Annotated in this window: 15 protein-coding genes and 1 pseudogene; all 16 read right to left on the bottom strand. The window is 37.0% G+C overall.

What is annotated here, in order from left to right:
* Positions 1 to 1,809, bottom strand: a pseudogene (locus DXB63_RS15380) (hypothetical protein); the annotation flags it as partial.
* Position 1,810: 1 nt separating this feature from the next.
* A complete protein-coding gene (locus DXB63_RS15375) occupies positions 1,811 to 5,995 on the bottom strand; it encodes a hypothetical protein (RefSeq protein ID WP_122127282.1) in 4,185 nt (1,394 codons plus the stop codon).
* A gap of 60 nt (positions 5,996 to 6,055) precedes the next feature.
* Positions 6,056 to 8,119 carry a hypothetical protein gene (locus tag DXB63_RS15370; protein WP_122127281.1) on the bottom strand — a complete coding sequence of 688 codons (2,064 nt, stop codon included), beginning with the start codon at positions 8,117 to 8,119 and terminating at the stop codon, positions 6,056 to 6,058.
* The gene (locus DXB63_RS15365) at positions 8,116 to 11,760 is read right to left on the bottom strand and encodes a hypothetical protein (RefSeq protein WP_122127280.1); all 3,645 of its coding nucleotides are present in this window, start codon (positions 11,758 to 11,760) and stop codon (positions 8,116 to 8,118) included. Before DXB63_RS15365 ends, DXB63_RS15370 begins: the two co-directional genes overlap by 4 nt.
* Positions 11,761 to 12,058: 298 nt before the next feature.
* Positions 12,059 to 12,457, bottom strand: coding sequence for a hypothetical protein (locus DXB63_RS15355; RefSeq protein WP_122127278.1), 399 nt, complete (start codon positions 12,455 to 12,457; stop codon positions 12,059 to 12,061).
* Between the two features lie 89 nt (positions 12,458 to 12,546).
* Entirely contained in the window at positions 12,547 to 12,837 is a 291-nt protein-coding gene (locus tag DXB63_RS15350) for a 5-formyltetrahydrofolate cyclo-ligase (protein ID WP_122127277.1), read from the bottom strand.
* The gene (locus DXB63_RS15345; protein WP_122127276.1) at positions 12,818 to 13,015 is read right to left on the bottom strand and encodes a hypothetical protein; all 198 of its coding nucleotides are present in this window, start codon (positions 13,013 to 13,015) and stop codon (positions 12,818 to 12,820) included. The genes DXB63_RS15350 and DXB63_RS15345 overlap by 20 nt, the downstream gene beginning before the upstream one ends.
* Positions 13,012 to 13,272 carry a hypothetical protein gene (locus DXB63_RS15340; protein WP_122127275.1) on the bottom strand — a complete coding sequence of 87 codons (261 nt, stop codon included), beginning with the start codon at positions 13,270 to 13,272 and terminating at the stop codon, positions 13,012 to 13,014. The genes DXB63_RS15345 and DXB63_RS15340 overlap by 4 nt, the downstream gene beginning before the upstream one ends.
* A 319-nt stretch (positions 13,273 to 13,591) precedes the next feature.
* Entirely contained in the window at positions 13,592 to 14,833 is a 1,242-nt protein-coding gene (locus DXB63_RS15335; RefSeq protein ID WP_158563695.1) for an exonuclease domain-containing protein, read from the bottom strand.
* A 217-nt stretch (positions 14,834 to 15,050) separates the two neighbouring features.
* Entirely contained in the window at positions 15,051 to 15,497 is a 447-nt protein-coding gene (locus tag DXB63_RS15330) for a hypothetical protein (RefSeq protein ID WP_122127273.1), read from the bottom strand.
* Between the two features lie 25 nt (positions 15,498 to 15,522).
* Entirely contained in the window at positions 15,523 to 15,867 is a 345-nt protein-coding gene (locus DXB63_RS15325) for a hypothetical protein (RefSeq protein WP_122127272.1), read from the bottom strand.
* Positions 15,868 to 15,904: 37 nt separating this feature from the next.
* A complete protein-coding gene (locus DXB63_RS15320; protein ID WP_122348248.1) occupies positions 15,905 to 16,246 on the bottom strand; it encodes a hypothetical protein in 342 nt (113 codons plus the stop codon).
* A gap of 244 nt (positions 16,247 to 16,490) precedes the next feature.
* On the bottom strand, positions 16,491 to 16,922 hold the full coding sequence (locus DXB63_RS15315; RefSeq protein ID WP_122127270.1) for a DUF5053 domain-containing protein: 432 nt from the start codon (positions 16,920 to 16,922) through the stop codon (positions 16,491 to 16,493).
* Positions 16,923 to 16,997: 75 nt separating this feature from the next.
* A complete protein-coding gene (locus tag DXB63_RS18140) occupies positions 16,998 to 17,168 on the bottom strand; it encodes a hypothetical protein (RefSeq protein WP_178300960.1) in 171 nt (56 codons plus the stop codon).
* A 92-nt stretch (positions 17,169 to 17,260) separates the two neighbouring features.
* Positions 17,261 to 17,497: a hypothetical protein gene (locus tag DXB63_RS15310; RefSeq protein ID WP_122127269.1), complete on the bottom strand. Its 237-nt coding sequence runs from the start codon at positions 17,495 to 17,497 to the stop codon at positions 17,261 to 17,263.
* On the bottom strand, positions 17,497 to 18,435 hold the full coding sequence (locus DXB63_RS15305) for an amidoligase family protein (protein WP_122127268.1): 939 nt from the start codon (positions 18,433 to 18,435) through the stop codon (positions 17,497 to 17,499). Before DXB63_RS15305 ends, DXB63_RS15310 begins: the two co-directional genes overlap by 1 nt.
* Between the last annotated feature and the right edge of the window lie 129 nt (positions 18,436 to 18,564).

Genomic DNA, 18,564 nt, shown 5'->3' with positions numbered 1-18,564 from the left:
ATCGCTGCTCAAGGAAACGACAGGTGTTTTTCCATCAATTCCATTTGCTCCGGCAGCACCCTTGAGAGAAGCACCAACCTTAGTTCCGTCCACGGTAAGGAAGTAGTCGCTACTCAGGGAAACAACAGGGCTTTTTCCGGCAATCCCCTGTATACCTTGAATGCCCTGGTCTCCTTTATCACCTTTCGCACCAGTGGCTCCGGTTGCACCCTTGAGGGAAGTACCAACCTTAGTACCATCAACCATAAGGAAATGATCGCTGCTCAGGGAAACGACAGGTGTTTTTCCATCAATTCCATTTGCTCCGGCAGCACCCTTGAGAGAAGTACCTACTTTAGTTCCGTCCACAGTAAGGAAGTAGTCGCTACTCAGGGAAACAACAGGGCTTTTTCCGGCAATTCCCTGTATACCTTGAATGCCTTGGTCTCCTTTATCACCTTTTGCGCCAGTGGCTCCGGTAGCACCTTTGAGGGAGGTACCAACTTTAGTACCATCAACTGTAAGGAAATAATCGCTGCTCAGGGAAACAGCAGGTGTTTTTCCGTCAATTCCATTTGCTCCGGTAGCACCCTTAAGGGAAGTACCCACTTTAATACCATCTACCATCAAGAAATGATCGCTACTCAAGGAAACGACAGGTGTTTTTCCATCAATTCCATTTGCTCCGGTAGCACCCTTGAGAGAAGTACCTACTTTAGTACCATCTACCATCAGGAAATGATCGCTACTCAGGGAAACGACAGGTGTTTTTCCATCAATTCCATTTGCTCCGGTAGCACCCTTGAGAGAAGTACCTACTTTAGTACCATCTACCATCAGGAAATGATCGCTACTCAGGGAAACGACAGGTGTTTTTCCATCAATTCCATTTGCTCCGGTAGCACCCTTGAGAGAAGTACCTACTTTAGTACCATCTACCATCAGGAAATGATCGCTACTCAGGGAAACGACAGGTGTTTTTCCGTCAATTCCATTTGCTCCGGTAGCACCCTTGAGGGAACTACCTACCTTAATACCATCTACCATCAAGAAATGATCGCTACTCAAGGAAACGACAGGTGTTTTTCCATCAATTCCATTTGCTCCGGTAGCACCCTTGAGAGAAGTACCTACTTTAGTACCATCTACCATCAGGAAATGATCGCTACTCAGGGAAACGACAGGTGTTTTTCCGTCAATTCCATTTGCTCCGGTAGCACCCTTGAGGGAATTACCTACCTTAATACCATCTACTGTCAGGAAGTAATCGTTACTCAAAGAAACAAAAGGCGTATCTCCCTTTTCTCCACGAATATTGATGACTTCCGAATTAATCAAAGCATCACTAAGAACCCATGACAAGTTACCTAGTTTATCGAGTTTTGGAAACCACGTCTTCCCTGGATTTCCTTTCAGAGCTTCTAGCTGTTCCGGAGTAAAATCGTCATAAGTGAAAGGATCGCCTTTTGGTCCTTTAATATAGACAGATGAAGGCGGTGTATCTTTAGTATTGCTCCATGATAAATACCCTTCTTCATCAACAAGAGGAACCCATGTCGTACCGGGTCTTCCCTCCAAAGATTTTAATTGTTCCGGAGTAAAGTCTTCATAAGTAAACGGATCACCTTTCGGTCCGCCGTATAACCAGTTTATTGGAACACGCACAAGTTTGGTTATTCCTCCTACTCTACTGATGACAGGAAGTGTAGTCACTCCTTCAAAAGAATTACTAACAGGCACCAAGCCGACATCCAATGCAGATGATTGAATGATAGGTGCCACTCTAATTGCTAATTCTCTTAATTCCTCTTGTGTTAATTCAAGTGCCATATTAATTACTGCGATTTACAAAATAATAATCTCCATAACAAAAATAGAGTTCAAGAACATCTCCCTGCGCCATCCCTATACTATCGATTACTTTATAATCATTATCTCTTATATAGGTTTTACTGGATATTGGAGAAAGCCCATATTCCGGTACAGGAATACCATACCGCTCATCAGACCTACATTTTATTTTATATCTGATTAGGGAAGTACTCGTTTCACCCAAATTACTAAGGAGTTTTCCCGAAGCAATAATGGTCAATCTAAATCCATAAGAAATATCAATATTTTTATCAAATAAGTCTTTTTTGTCCGGTAAATACACATCAAATGTTTTGTCTACATTAATCAGACCCGCTTCGCAGGGAGCAAGAACAATCGTTGTCATCTTATCGATTCGATCAATAATAAAACTTTCAAAATTTAAGTTTTCAAACGATGTTCCACTTGGCCACATAGAAAATTTTCCTATATCATCGAATATAGCATTACCACCGGCTAAAGCACCTGACTCAAGAACTTTCAAATTTCCCAAAGTCAATGCTTTTGAGTCTTTGTTAAAAAAGAATTTACCAGCAATATTTATTCCATTAGAGCTTATCATCTCAGATATAATATCCCCTGCCAGTAATGTTTTCACGTCGATTAATTCTAAATTCAAATATCCGCCTATAAGAACAGCTTTTCCCTGTGTAGCCGCATTTTCAGCTAATTGTTGATAATTGGAAAATCCAAGCTGCCTTGCAACATCATCTTTTGCCGTCATGCTTGCATTCCCAAACGCTTGTAGATATGCTTCCTTAAAATCAGCCGTAAAACTCTCGAATGATACGACACCCAACATGTGGGTACCGGAACGATCCATATTTATTGCAGCTATGATATTATCTTGCCCGTTTAGTATTTTAGCACTCCAGCTTTTTGCTGTTTGTTCAACTATACTCTTTGTAGCAAGGTCAATCGTTGATGGGGAGTAAGGTAAATCACAATAAACCTCTCTTAAACTGATGTTCCGAACAAGAATAGTAGCTGTTTCAGCATTACAACGCAGTAACATCGCATTATTGATTGTAATAGAATCATTATCCCTATAGTCAAGCGTAAAACTGGCATGTGCCCATGTACCCATTATTACACTCAATGGCTTGCTAAAAATTGAACCGTACAGCATTCCATCAGATTCTACAGTGACGCCAAAAGCGGTGTCCAATGTAGCATTACGAGGATAAAGGCTGGTTATAAAGTAATCGAAAGATAATGTAAGACATTTATAGTTCATTTTACTATCACCAGACAAGTAAATATAGGCAGAAAGATTGTTATTGATAAACTTAAATGATAAGTAATAATTCGTATCAAGTAGCTTGGTAGACCTGTCAAGACCTATTTCAACCGTTTTGGGGACAGTCATATTTGTACACCCTTTAACATAGGGGTTACCAACCCAACTGCCAACATCTGAAGTAGTACATTCGCTATTCTGCACTAAATTTTCAATACCTTGTTGAAAGCTAGAAACTTCCGATTTGATATGTTCCGATGTTTGTTCAATAGTCGAATAGTTCTCAAGGTTTTTTGTGACTTTTGCAATCTCAGTCTTGATCAGTTCATTTGTCTGTTCAATGGAAGATCGTGTTTCTTCTTTAAATTCATCAAGAGGTCTATTGGTCAGTGAAACTAAAGAAATATAAATATCTCCCGTAAATTGTATCAAAAAATCTCCACTTCCATCCCATATCCCAGAAAATTCAAACATTTTTGGAGTACGTGTTGTTGCGAGATCAGTTACGCTATATAATCTCTGGTCAACGAAACCGCAAGTTAGCTTACCTTCTTCTTTGCATATATATTTAAAAGAAATATAAAATACGGACTTTTTAGAAATCTTTTTAATATTCTCATTAAGCTGTTTAATGAAGCTATTTCTAATCCGGAGCATATATTTCCCATTATAGCTTGCAAGCCCTGAAAAACTTTCATTTACAGCATATAGCGTGCTATTAAGAGCTAAAAATTGTGTACTATCATTGAAAACAGAAACTTCGCTTCCAGCAACCCAATTATCCAAATCTGCCGTGAAACTCGCATTACTAAGATAGTTATCTTCATTATTGATAACATATTCAATATTTTGAATTTCTGTTTTAATCAAGTTTTTTAGGACTTGAAATTCTGTAGTAAGATCATCACCTGTCTTCAAAAAGAAATCACCAACATATTTATTACCATGCGGAGATGTGACTTCACAGTCCTTTCCTTCTAGGGAATAGGAATCAATATACATATATTGTTTAGAAGATGGAGCATCAGGACCGTATGATGACAATACGACAGCATTTTGTCTATCTTCATGTTCCGGATATCGATTCCCAAGTTGCACAATTTCGTCTCCAGCTGCGGGTATGTCACTTCCTTCCAAGCAATCAGTTATTGACAAGTCGATATAGTCATCACCAACGCCGGTTACTAATCGCCAGTAAAACCGGTTAGATACATTTTGATGAGCACCAGTTTTAATATTGAAGGTCTGACATCTAGCCTGATCCCCAACAACAAAGTCATTCGTTATAGTTTTATCTCCATCTGTTGATTTGAAATAGCATCGATAAGCATCTTCTAAACCTTCCACCTTTATACAGACCATCCGGGCAGGAGATAATACGATTTCACCACCTACATGTGAAAGCTTCTCAATAACTATTTCGTGAAAGATGGCTTTCATTCGCACCAATAATTGATCTATCTCACCATAAGTAATCCCATCTTTTGTATAGAAGCGCATTCCGGATCCAAAAGCTCCGGAAGAAAAGTTCTCGGATTTCAATTCATCGGCAACCGTGGCTCGATCCGATAATCCGGCTTTTATTTTTTCCTTATTAACGAGTAAATATTTATCTACATAACTCAATAATTGCAACAGATCAAAATTTACGTGAGAGTGGCCAACTCCACCTGTACCATCATCAAGAACGGCTAATCTTTCACGTACAAAATTCGTCAATCCTCCTGCAGTAACAATGCCCCAATCTTCAGAATATGGATTCTGCGCAGGAAACATTACCCCCTCGGACAATGGGAGGTGAGGAAATTCAATAAGCCGAGGGGGTATTGTAAAAGAACCAAGATCCGGTATTTCAATATCCAAAACATCCGGCAGTGTCTCGGTTCTAGGAAGGTTCAGCAACGGACGAGCATCCGCATATTTGTACGTAAAAGTATAGGATGACGGTAATTCTCTTGAATTATAGTTCACTTCATCTTCCAGGACGACAATGCTACGTGTTGTGTTACCGGTATAGATAAATTTCTTTGCCGCAGGAAAAAAATCTAATAGCCATTGCCTTTCATACTTATCTAGATAACCTGTATTCTTTTTGAATTTGCGCTCAGTATCAATCCGATAATCATAGGAAACATCATCTATCTCGGCTATATTATGAGTGTGTTCACCAGAGAAATCCGTCGCTCCATAAGCTCTGAAAGTGTCAAGACCTCCTAACGAATTTTCGAATATTATCCATTGCTCCTGCTCTGATAAAGTATTAGATACTACATATCTTTGTATGTAAGTTAAGCGTGCTCCGGCGGTTGTTTCAATCCATACATCATAGAAACTCGGTAACTTGTGTGAAAGCTTACCGGCAATAACTCCGTATTGCATAGGTATAGTATAGGCATTACCGGCAGCAAGGGTAGCATAATCAATTGTAACAGATGTAGTGACTCCAAGCGTCTGAAAATATGCTTTGACTTTTACTTTTACATCATCAACGGCATAGTAGGTTAAATATTCCGGTTGATAATAAGTTACTTTTTTAGTTTGTGGCTGCCATGTAAGAAAATTAAATCGCAGAAAGTTATCGGCAGGATCTTGCAACTGATCCACTCCTCCCCTAACTACCCTGAAAGTTTCCTCTGTCCCATTTATTTCTGCAACAAAGGTATGTACTAAGGTTGTTTGGGTGTATATCTCAGTAGTATCACGAAATACGGATGAAAGACGGGACTCAACAACATCTTTCACATCAATTTCAATAATTCCTTCCGGATTAGGATCATAAGTTTGTGAGAGCAAGTATTCATTTCCTAATCTTAAACGAAACGCCACTTTCTCCGCTGAACTGATTCTAAATCTGTCGAGATTCCCGGATAAGTTTAAATCTCCTGGCTTGATTATAATAGTCATATTGATTCTCTGTTATTGGTTCAAAAATATGTGGATATAGTATATATATAAAGGACAATTTTATTCTTCATGAACGGAGACTTTAACATATTGGCTCACCAATGTATACTGTGTGCTATTTATATCTTTAAAACTAGTAAGATATTTAATTTCATGACATTTATCCTTACCAATATCTTCGGCTGTGGGTGGAGGTGGATAGAGTGTTTCCATAGGAGAACGATACTTTGAAACATCTGTGATCTCAGGTTTTTTAGGATATGACGAAGAATTATATTCTTCTTCTGTGATAGGTGTATAGTCTATTCCTCCTACCCAATAATATTTCATCTCCCAATTGACCATTATATCGGATAAGTGAGGCGATTGTGTAATAGGTTCATACAACTTCAAAGTGAGTAATTCTGATTCCTTAGGTTCAGATTCTCCACCTATCAAAAAAGATAACTTATTGATAAATACTTCCTGATTGCATAAAGTATATTTTTTATGCGCCGGCAAAAGCCGTTTATCTGTTTTTGACAATAATAAATCAGCCCTCACTGTGTGTAGAGAATTTCTGAGAAGAGTATCTAAGGGACGATAAAATTTCTCAAAAATTCCATCTTCACCATAATAACATAATGAATAATCAAATATACGTTTTTCTGATATCCAGGAACGTTCATAATTCGTCACTGTACCAGCAGCATCACCAAACGTATCAATATAGGGAAAGGCAAGCATCGGATAAAGTAGATAATTATCTGCGGGAGTAACATCTTCCTTATCTTGAGTCTTTTTGACTAACTTTGAATTCATCATCTGATAGTTTCCAATATATAAAAACTTAACAAAAGAATAAAACCCATAGGAAGATATCCGAAAATCAGGAATACATTCTTCTATTTCGATTTCATGTGTCTCATAAGAGCCTCCGGCATAATATGAAGTAGACGACTCGGTTAGTTTAAGATCATCATTATAAAAGCCCTTAAATCCCTTTTTTATAAAAACACCTTCACTCTTCCGAAAATAGGCTTGAGGATATTTACTGAGAAACATAGATAATGATTCAAAGTTTTCAGTGACTTCATGCTCCGTTTCAAATTTCGATGTCAATTTCAATTGCTTATACGTCTCCGGATATTCTACTGTATAATTTCCAACCAAGCACTTGGTTAAATCTACTTCCGGAGATGAAGCGACAATATCAGAAAACAATTCTATTGAAACTGTTTTCGCTACTTCATCCGCAATGAACTCACAACAGAACTTGTGGCGGAACAGGTTAATAATATCATTGCATTTTACATCCGGGACCAACTGCGATATCAGAATTGAACCATTAACCAATACATCGGCCACATTGTTAACAAATACCATTTTATTGAAAGGATCAGTTCGCGAGAAGAAGTTATCCAACAAAGTATAACCGAAATACTGAAAAATACGTTGTAGGACATAATATGCACGAATAAAAGGAGAAATGTAATATCCTGCTGACAATGAAATCTCAATGTCGTCTATAATTTCTGTTCGCGGCTCTGCATTATAAAAATCATTCTCTTTTGCTGTATTTGTGCCATCCATGAACAGTTCTTTTTTATCAGTCAACCAATGTCCCCAACGATTTATATATTTATATTTGGTAAGATCACCCTCTCCTGCTTCTCCGCTATCATCTTTTATCAAGATAGGAAATATAGCAAAATGGTCATTTTTATTATAGCGTAATGCTCTACAGAAATCGATCCCCTCTTCTACAGTAGAAATACCGGGAATCACCTCACCTTCAAAGATTGTCTTAAGATCAGTTTTCTGTAATGATGAGTAGAATGATCCTTGATTTATATAAAATGATGTGGAAATATTGCCTTTACGTTGAGCGGAAAGAATCGCCTGTTTGCATATAGCATAATAATCTCCATCCTCAATCAATGCAGAGATATCTGCTTGTTTTTTGTTACTACCAAGTTGATCCGGATAACCAAGAGCAACTCTGTTTTGGTCAGTATCAGGAATTTCTAGAGGAAGCGTTTGTTCACCATATTCATTAAAAAATGGATTTGTACGTTCCACTTCCAACTGTGTACCCGGTTTCAATTGATAAGGGATACCTGATTTCAAATTTGTTATTTTCATGATTTGCTACCTATTATACGAGATCGATCGCGTAAGTTTTGTTTCTTTTCCAATTCACTTAAAACGACGTAAGCCGGTATGCCATTTTCTTTTAAGAAAGACAGTAAAGCAAGCAACTCAGCTATAACTGCAGATTCACCGACATTGGAATTAGTAGTATTTCCTGCAGGAATTGCCACAGGGGTAGAGATACTTCCTCCTGAAGCATAACCGGCTGCCATACGCTGACGCATGATTTGATTCAAATCAATTGTGGAGATATCACCCGCCTGCTGATGAGCGTCCAATAACTGCAAGAAAGGAGCAATAGTAGGATTATTTACAGCAGCATTGCTTGCTACCCATTCTTTTGATCTACCTGCAGGTCCTTCACCAACAATTACAGTGGGACGATCAATAAAGCCGCGTGCGTCAGGATCATATTCAGCATCCGGGAATAGTTTACCATCTTGAGCACGAGTAACATCAACTTTTCCTCCTTTCTCCCTACCTGTAGCAACACGAGTACCGGTTTCCCTTCCTGAAGATGAACTACCAGAAAGTGTCATATTCTTGACTTTTTTACGTTCGGCATTAGCACTTGCAACTTGTGCAGCACCGGTGACTGTCATCAATGCAGCAGCGACAGCCCCACCGATAGGGCCAAGTTGTGCGAAAGCCTGCATAATAGCGACAGCTGTATTAGCCATAATTTGTGAAACTTCTATTGCAAAATTTACATCTGCATACTTCTTTTGAACATCAAGTTTCTTTTGAGCTTTTTCATTCTCCAAACGTTCTACTTCTTCAGCATTGCCTTTTGCAGCTTCAATCTCAACATCATATTTGGCATCAATGTTATCCATCTCTGCCTGTTGAAGAGCCTGAACAGCACCTCCCATCAAATTTGAATAATAATCAAATTGCTGTTTCGCACTTTTTATTTTCAAATTTTGTACGGCTTCTTCATATTCTTCCTGAGTTAATTCTTCCGCAGCAAGATGATCTTTAAGTTGTTGCAGCTCTAAATTATATTGTTCTTGCTGATTAAGAAGACCGTATTGATTACGAATCTGATTGATCCTATTCTCGCTATCCTGAATAATTTGTTCTTTAGCTCTGTAATATGCAGCATCTAACTCTGTAGTATCAAGATTTTCTTTTTCAGCTAAGTTTTTACGAGCTTGATAAGAGGCTTCAAGAACCTTCAATTGCATCTGTAAATCCTCATCTACAGTTGTAAGTTTGAATTGATTCTTGAAATCCTTTACCAAATCATTCATTTTGGTCTGAAGTGCAGCACGTGAATTCGCAGCATTTTGCTCCGCAATAATGACTGCATTATTAGCTTGCTGAACGGCATCAACTTTTATCTGTCCATTCTTGAGTTCGAGATCATTGACGTCGTTCAAGTATCTTTCTTCAATGGCCAAACGCATCTCAGCACTAGCCATGTTTAAAGAAAGCATTAATGCATCATGTTGCTCCTGCGTAATATCTTGATTAGCCAGTTTCTGAGTAAGAATGATTTGTTGTGCTTTGGAAACAGCTTCTTCTTTCTTTAAATCATCCTGGCGAGTTTTTGAGATAGCAGCTACTGCCTCTTTTTCCAAAGAGACCTCGGTATTAAGAAGTTTAGTTTTCGATTCTACTATCTGTTTTTCATATTCAGCTCGTTTACTGGATTTTTTCTCTTTTTTCTTGAATTTTTCAAGTTCAATAATACGCTTGGCATAAAAGTTTCTGTCTGATTGCAATATTTCAATATTGATTTCAGATTCTGTTTTCTGTTTTTCTTGGCCATGGAGACGGATCTTATTCAATTCTTCAGCATGAGCTGAATCCATATTTTTTAGTGCAACCTGATTTGGATCGGATTTATCATTAGATGTCTCTGTTTTGGAATCACGTATTTGTTGGGCTAATTCGCGATATTGACTAGCCGCATTCTTCTCATCTTTAAGCCAAGCATCCAATTGAACTTTATTCATCTTTATGAATTGCTTTTGCATTTCAGAACGTTGCTGATTCTCTTTTATCGCTTTCTCCAAAGAATCACCCTTTAATCGTTCTAACTCAAGCTCTGCTCCTTTTATTAATGCACCATATTTTTCTATATCTGCCTTGACTTCTTTAAGAGAAGATTTGTCAATGGTCATTGTCAAAGGTTGAAACATACCATTGGAACGCCAAACCGCTTTACCACCCTGTTTATATATTGCTAATAGATTTTCATACTCTTTCCTGTATTTTTTTAGATTTTCTTCAGTTTCAGCAATAGCATTTTGATGTTGATATATGAATAAAGCTTTTTGAGATTTAATAAACTCATTAACCTTATCTGTTGATATTTCGATTGCATTTCCATAAGAATCAAATGCCATGGCAGCACCTGGTACGGATGACGTAATAGACACAATAATTGAATTCAGCTTTTCTTGTTCTTCTTTAGAAAGTTTAGACTTTGATTTTAGTTCATTATATTGAGAGACCAAATCAGGGAGAGTCGCTGCTAAACTTACAGTTTTTTCTCTTTGCTCTTCATACTTTTCAGTGGCTGTATCCATCATTGATATAGCTCCTTTTAGCACTTTAGATGTAAAATCTATATATTTATCATGTAGCCAAGACAGGCGGTTACCTAACTTCAGCTTTGCATTTTCAAGTAGCACCGTTCGTTGTTGCATACGATCGGCAGCCGACACATAACTATCGCCTGCAGCAGCTAATTGTTTATCAACAATTGTAGCGACTGCAGCCATAAAGTCACCGGTCTTAGCGACCTGTTCATTGATTTCGGCAGCAGATAACCCTAGATTATCAAGAATCATCACAGATTTACGTCCTAGCCCCGTAACAATAGATTGTGTCATATATTCTACAGATTGTCCAGTCTGCTGCGCTTTCAATTGAGCGAATTGAAGATATTTGCCCAAATCTTGTAGAGGAATACGAAAATCTTTTGCTTGTACCGCAGCTTTCATTAGTTCCAAATCGTTGACAGTTCCTTTGGTACTTTTACGCAGATTACTTAATAATCCCGGATCATCAAGTGATTTAAATGCTTTTTGGACACCATCGGCCTTAGCTGCCATATCAATACTTTCATTAATAAATTCTTTTGCTTTATTAAGAAGCTCTCCACCCCAATTGACAACCTTAGTTATCATATTCCCTATTAATGCAGCAATACCTCCTTTCACTACATTTTTCATTGAAATATTAATCTGATCACCTTGTTGCTTGAGTTCACCCATTCTAGACTTAACTTTGTTAAGTTCTGTATCTAACTTTGCATACGTTTCTGGATGAATAGATTTTGAGGTATTATCAAGTTGCTTTTGTAAATCTTGTGCCCGACGTTTAAGGCTAGTCATAGACAGAGCATTTACATCTTGTTGATTTTCTAATCGTTTGAGAGCCTCTCTGTTTTTTACTAGCTTGTTATTGTTTTTATTTAATTCAGCAGAAAGATTTTTATATTCTTTACTGTCTTTACCTAAACGAATTTCTACCTCACGAAGAGATTTACTTATTTCCTTATTGCTCTGTTTGAGCTCATTATTACGAACTGTGAGCTTATGTATTTCTTTGTCAGCATTGCTGGCGTCAAGAGAAAGTATCCAATTAATGTGATCTTCCGACAATTTTGATTTACCCATAAAAAAACTGCTACTTTATTGTGATTAATCACGAAAGTAGCAGTATATGGTATAGAATGAAAGGACAATTATTCAGATTGAGGCGTCTCGCCAACCATATGTAAAAGTAATCGTACGAGTGGAATTCCTAAGAACGGAGTTATAAAAAGTGATATAAGAAATGCCATGAAGCGTTGCGCCTTTTTCCATTTGAGAGTAAGCAAAGGAACAAATATCACGCATAATACGATATTAATAATAGCAATGAGCATAATGCAATGTTTTTATATTTTCAAATATATATATTTTATTTTGATAATCAAAGCTTTTCGGGATTCATTTTCTCTAATCTTTCCTTAATAGAATCATAAATATCTTTGCTTAAACCATATTTGAGATCAGAGATCGTTTCATGGTATAAACGCCCCCATACAACACGGTTATAAAGTGCCAAACGACTACGAAGCCCAGCATCCTGGTTACTGTACTTGATATCTAAGAAACGAAGATAAGGAAAGATGTTAAAATAGTAATTTGGCCTTAATCCATCTCCTGAAAGGGAAAATGGACGTGAGGCGAGAAAACTAGCTAATGCCTTGGCACGCTCGTTCGTGAAATTCTGACGGACGACATTTGCTTGAGTCTCATAAATAAAAGCAGCATCCCGACGGAGTATCTGGTGGATGAATTGTTTGCGGATGAGTTCGTCTGTTACCATAGTTTTTTATTTTTCTTCAAAAGTATCTATTGCAGAAAGTATAAAGAAGGACAAGGAATAGGGAGGAATAAACCTCCCCATACTCTAATTTACTTTTCTGTAAGCATCCAACGAAAATCACACCCGGAAGCTCCCGGACGAACACGGAAAGAGAAGCCGGCTTCGGTCATAGCCCGAAATATCTGTTCTTTGGAGATATCGGCTGACGGATCTAACTGCTTGATGGCATCGTATACTTCATTGGTAGTGAACCAATGGGTGGTGTGGCGGACATCGGGTGCAGGCTTGTAGGTAGCCTGCAATGCTGCTATGTAAATACTTATATCAGTTATTTTTTCGTCTTTATTTTCTTCTGACGAGTTATTTTGCTGCTTTTTCATTTTTTGTCTCCTTATGATCGTTTAATGCCATGGTTAATTGTTCGTATAATTCCTCAATATCTTCACGTACTCCGGAACAAAGCATATCGCCATATCCATAAATAGTAAATTCTTCATTTTCTTTCTTTCCTCCAGAATAATAAGAAGATTTTTCGACTCTAAACCTCAGTTTACTCATTTCATACCTCCTTTCTTGCAAAGATAAAGTGAAACAATGAACCATGTACAGCATATTAGGCAAGGAATGACTCCGGCTGATGGAGAGAACACTATGAATAATCCAGCTATTTCGGCATGGATAATTCGGAGAACAGTGGCGTTGCTGATTGAACGACCTAAGCAAAGGGTGTGAAGCTTTGCTTCTTTTCTTAGCCATAAATTAAAGGCTGATTCTTTTGCTTCTGGAATGGGAAGCGTTACTGTTTGTTTTTTCATACTGTAAGTGTTTTGACATTGTAGGCAGTAAAAAACGGCTGCCATTTCCCGAGTTCGTCAAAACACTTACAGGTTCCGCTCGTAGAGCAAAATAGTAATGGGAAAGGCAACCGTATATCAATAAATTAGGGCATAAAAAAAGCCCAATCAATATTTGAGCATTAACCGCGCTCTGCGATACGGATACACTCCGTAAGTGTTTTGACAATGCAAATATATGAATAAAGTTTCATAAAAGGTACGTTTTACGAAACTTTATTTTAAAATAAACTCCCTGCCAAAGTAAAGTGGGAGAAGATGTTAAAGCAATAGAATAAAATCAATTCATGGAATGTTTATATAAAAGTTCTAATTGAATATCAGTTATGCCTATGATTTTCTCTCCATTTTGGATTTTTTGATTTATAGCTTCTAATTTTTTCCAACCCGGAGTTGGGCCAAGTACGACAATTGCTAAGTTTTTAGTGACTGATTTCACTACTTTTCCGTTTAAATCAGTAATCATCTTCCAATAGTTTTCTTTATCTTCGCTATCCACTCCTGTTACCAGCACTTGGCTTCCATTAAATAAGCTATCTCCAAAGTAACTGAATAAATCTTCTTCAGAAATCATTGGTAGCTGATTCTCCATGCTGAAATCCGGAATATCAGATTTTGAATATTGCACTTGAGCCATAACATTTATATCTATTTTTTCATCAAGCAGATGTGGCTCTATTTCTTTCATTTTCATAAAACAGCGGTAGAGCATTAAAGTATCGGATAAGGCATTGTGTAATCCCTCAATTGTCAGATACGGATTATCAAAATATAAACTTCCGAAAAGCTCTGAAAGCTTAGGATTCTTAATACTTCCAGAGCTGCTATATACCGTACAGAAGTCTTTTCCTGCTTTCATTGTACAGAAATGTTTTTTGCTTGATAATGCTTTATCGAATCCATTACGAAGCAATTCGCATTCAATAATTGGTTCGTCAAATTCAATATTATGGGCTACAATGTAGTCTGCATTATTAACGCTTTCCAAAAAATCAGTGTAAACTTCTTTAGGATCTATTCCTTCAGAAAGCATTTTCTCTGTTGTTATGTGATGAATTTCGGTGGCTTTTTGCGGAATCGATACCTTTTGCTTAACGATATAATGCCCGCCAGATACTTGTAGACCTTCTTCATCGACTAACAACCATGCTATTTCGACAATATAGGGCCAATTCGAAAAATCTTCAGGAAAGGCATCTCTTTTTCTTGGAAGACCTGTAGTTTCCGTATCAAAAAATAAATATTTTCCCTTTTCTTGTGTACTATCATGTGGAAGCTTGGATAACACATCTAATTGTGTCTGTATTTTTTCTACATAATCACTTTTCCAGACTTTTTTGTTTTTTGATGTATTGGAATGAGGATATCCCAAAGGCGTATCATTGGGATGAGGTGATGAACGTTTAGAAATATCATAATCCTTATATGAAGATTTGGAAGTTTCTTTTTTATTACTTGAACTTATTTTTTTGATTCCGAGTATAGTAATAACTACTATCAACAATATGATGATAATTTCCATTATATTAGATGGCGAATCCCTTATCATTACGTGCCCAAAGGTTTAACTATACCTTAATCCGGTTTTACGGATTACGTAATGAAAAGGGATCCATATTGCTTGTTAAATTTCGGGCATTGCAAATGTAGCTCTTATATTGGAATTTAATGATATATAATGCAAAAATATTTATATTACAACAAAATCCCTGCCTATTTTAGCGGGGATTTTGTTAAGTTTATCGTTTAATAGCCATACCGCTAACTATGATTTTATCAATGGTCAATTTACTTGTAAGGTCTAACTCCGTAGTGAATTCTATCCTCATATTGATTAAACCATTAGCGCCTGACTGTGACAGCTTATCCATTAATTTTTTAAATGCTTCTTGAATATCCGGTTTAATATAAACTTTATTACTCATGCCAGAACCTATATAATATTGTTCTTTTGGATCGGAATATTCCGATTTTTTCTTTGAAACCCAACCTCCAAGTTCTTCAACACAAATACTTCCTATGGCTTCATAATCGAAGTTAACAGAGTTTGATTCAGTTACGTAGATGCCCTGTTTGGTAAAGGTTGAATAATCAATCATGCTAATGAAAGATTTCGGAGCTGGTTGATAAGTTGCGCATGATGCAAATATGAACATGCTGACTAAAAGAAATAATGCTTTTTTCATAATATATATCTTTAGTGATTTCAATTTATCTTCCAGTAGGGACTCTTATTCCCGTTTCTTTATCTTCAGAATTATCTTTTTTATCAGTTCTCGTTTTGGTAACAGTGGTTTTAACTGTAATTTTATATCCATTGGTTGAAGAAGTAGAGGTTGTAGTTAGTTTTTCAACTACTTCATCCGCTTCTGATTCGGTAAGATCACATTGTGTAGAGGTAGATGTTACCGTTTTAGGATATCCACTCATTGCTGGAGAAACACTTGTTGTCTGTTTTACCGTAAACTTCCAACAATACCTTTCATTGTCTTCTTTGGAACAAGAGGTCAAAACAATGAGAATAAACAAAGACGTAAATAGCAATACTTTTTTCATGATGCGTGTTTTTTTAATTAATATTCTTATTTTTGTATCAAAACCAATGAGTTACATCTTTAATTCCATTCTGATGAAATAGCTCTCTTAACCTTTCGATTGTATTTGAACTTTTTAATATTGCAAAAATGGAAACAATTAATGATATAATAGCAGCAATCAACGCAATGGATAATTTCCAATTATTGAGCCTTATATTATGTTTGGTTAGTTCTTTGGTTTGCATTTCCGTACTGATTTCTCTTTTCTTCGAATCAAGATATTGAGAATAACTTCCTGCAGAGTATAAATCCTTTAATATTATATCAATAATTTGATTTTCCGTGTATTCCATAAGTAATAAAATCAACTCCTCATGCCATGCACCCACTGGAACCATCCAGAATCCGATTGTTTACGGATTACATGACATGAGGAGATGATGTTTGGTTTTTATTGGGTATTACAAAGGTAACATTTTTTTATATTTGAAGCTATGATTCATAAAATATATTCCATTAATATGGAATATACAGTAATAAAAAAAGGCTTCCAACTTGTGGAAACCTTTTTCAATTGAAAGTATTTTGAACGCAATCTATCCTACGAAGTTATCCTTATTATTCATAATCTTAATATTTAGTTTAATGAGTAAATGCAGAAGCAGCTTTAGTCAACCTATTAGCCACATCTTTTAATGCACTTGCCAATGTATTCATCTCCTCCGAAGTAAATGATGCCCTCTTCCCATGCACTTCATTACCATTAATCCGTTGGTGCAACCAGGAAGCCGACTTTCCGAAATATTGCTTTGCAAATTCGGATACAGAAATGAACGGCAGGGTATCAGCTAAAATACGGCGGACTTCAATCTCCCTTTTCAGAGCTTTAGCTTCATCTATTTTTTTGTGGATCCGGGCAAAATCCTCACTCACGGCTTCATTTACCAACTCTTTGTCCGATTCCGACAGGGAATCGAAGAAAGCATCAAGTTCACGCTGGGCAGCATCGCGTTCATCACCGCGAGCTTTTATCCATTGTTCCTTCAGTCTGAAATAATCCTCTTTTACTCCCATAATATCACTATTTAAATAACCATTTTTTTAATGAAGATAGGTTCACCGGTAGCTAGTCGGTGAACCTTCTTTCTGTTAAGTGACTCCTTTAAGTCTTTCCAGCTCAAGCTGAATCAGCTTAATTTCATCATCCAACACCTGTTTCCTATAACCGTTCGCAATGAGCCGGCGATAGTTCATCAGGAAGAAGTTGAGATTTTCTAATAACTCAGCTTCTCGCGCTTTTAGCGCTTCTTCATCATTCATTCAAAGAGCTCTTCTTTTGATTGACGATACAAAGATAATAATTTTATTATCATAAAAACAATTATTTGATAATAAAATCATTATCATAATAATTATTTAACAGTTACATATCCGAATCCTATTAAATCCTCAAGGAAATGATCCGGCGAATCAGCTCGGATAATCTTTCCCGTTTGGTCATGGTAACGGTCGGCAAAACGGTACATATATTCCTGATCTGTATGTTCTGAATCAAAACGACTGCCCTCACGAAGTTTAGTAACAAATTCTGTTGCGCAGGCAGCGGTAATTGTACCGCCATCCTGCAAGAAGTAAATTGTATTATTCATTATCTGCTAAGTTTTTTTGTTCTTAATTTGAAATATGTTTTTTGGTCATCCGTCAGGAAAGGCAAATTTACCAATGTTGTCCCGTTGGTTACCATTGTTTGTTCGGCAAAGGTAATCATGTTGGCTATAAACCGTATCCAATTTTCCATCTTTGTGAAATTCGTGGTACCGGAATGTTGTCTGAATTCTACAGTATTATGGCGGGAATAAGATTCAAGGTTCAGCTTATGATATCGGTCGTTATTAAAAGCGCGTCTTAAATCCGTCAAGCTGTTTGCGCTAAGTATCTCGCGTTCTGTTATGTGGCGTAATCCTTTGCAGTAGGTATTGTTACGGCGTGAATTCGGCATGAAAGCATCAATTACCATTTCTATATTTTTATAGGTAAGGGCTAGGTTTTTCCAAGTAGCCATTGTGAAGTTAATTGCATCCATGTGGATGTGAAGCCCGCAGCTATCGTTTACTTTTACATCGCAATAATCAAGCACCCAGCAGACTTTTTCGAGTTCTTTTAAACCGGCTTCTCCTTCGAGTACCGGAGAGACAAGCTCAAAAGTGTTATTTCCGCAAAGACTGCCATCTGTTACAAGTTTCCAATGGTTACGGGTATTATGATTGTAGCCTTCTACTACTACGTTTATTCCCGCCTCTCTAAGCTCCCTTGCAAGTCTTTCACGCGTACAGTTGTAAGCTTCAATTTCAACCCCAAACCGTCTGTTGAAAGTATAATCAATCGTAGGGAAAGAAACCGGAGCTATTATAGGAGTAAAAATTCCGGCATCGAGCATATTCCTATATACGTTTTGAACGAAACCGTAATTTCCATTTGTTACAAGGTCTGCCACCTGGCGTCTGGTTAACCCCAAAAGAAGTAACTGCTGTATCTTACTTGTCTTTGTTACTTGCTGATTCAGTATTTCTCTAATTTGCTCATTCATAATGCTTTATCCTTTATTTTTATACAGCTAAGATAACACTATCATGGCAAACAACGTAGTTATATCCCATTTATTATCAGCAACTTAGCTTAGTTTAGCTAAAGCTAAAAAACCTCGATTCCGAAGAAC

It is taken from the genome of Bacteroides sp. OM05-12 (assembly GCF_003438995.1).
Lineage (GTDB): Bacteria > Bacteroidota > Bacteroidia > Bacteroidales > Bacteroidaceae > Bacteroides.
Note: the sequence above shows the minus strand (reverse complement) of the source record. Positions and strands in the feature narration are given on the sequence as shown.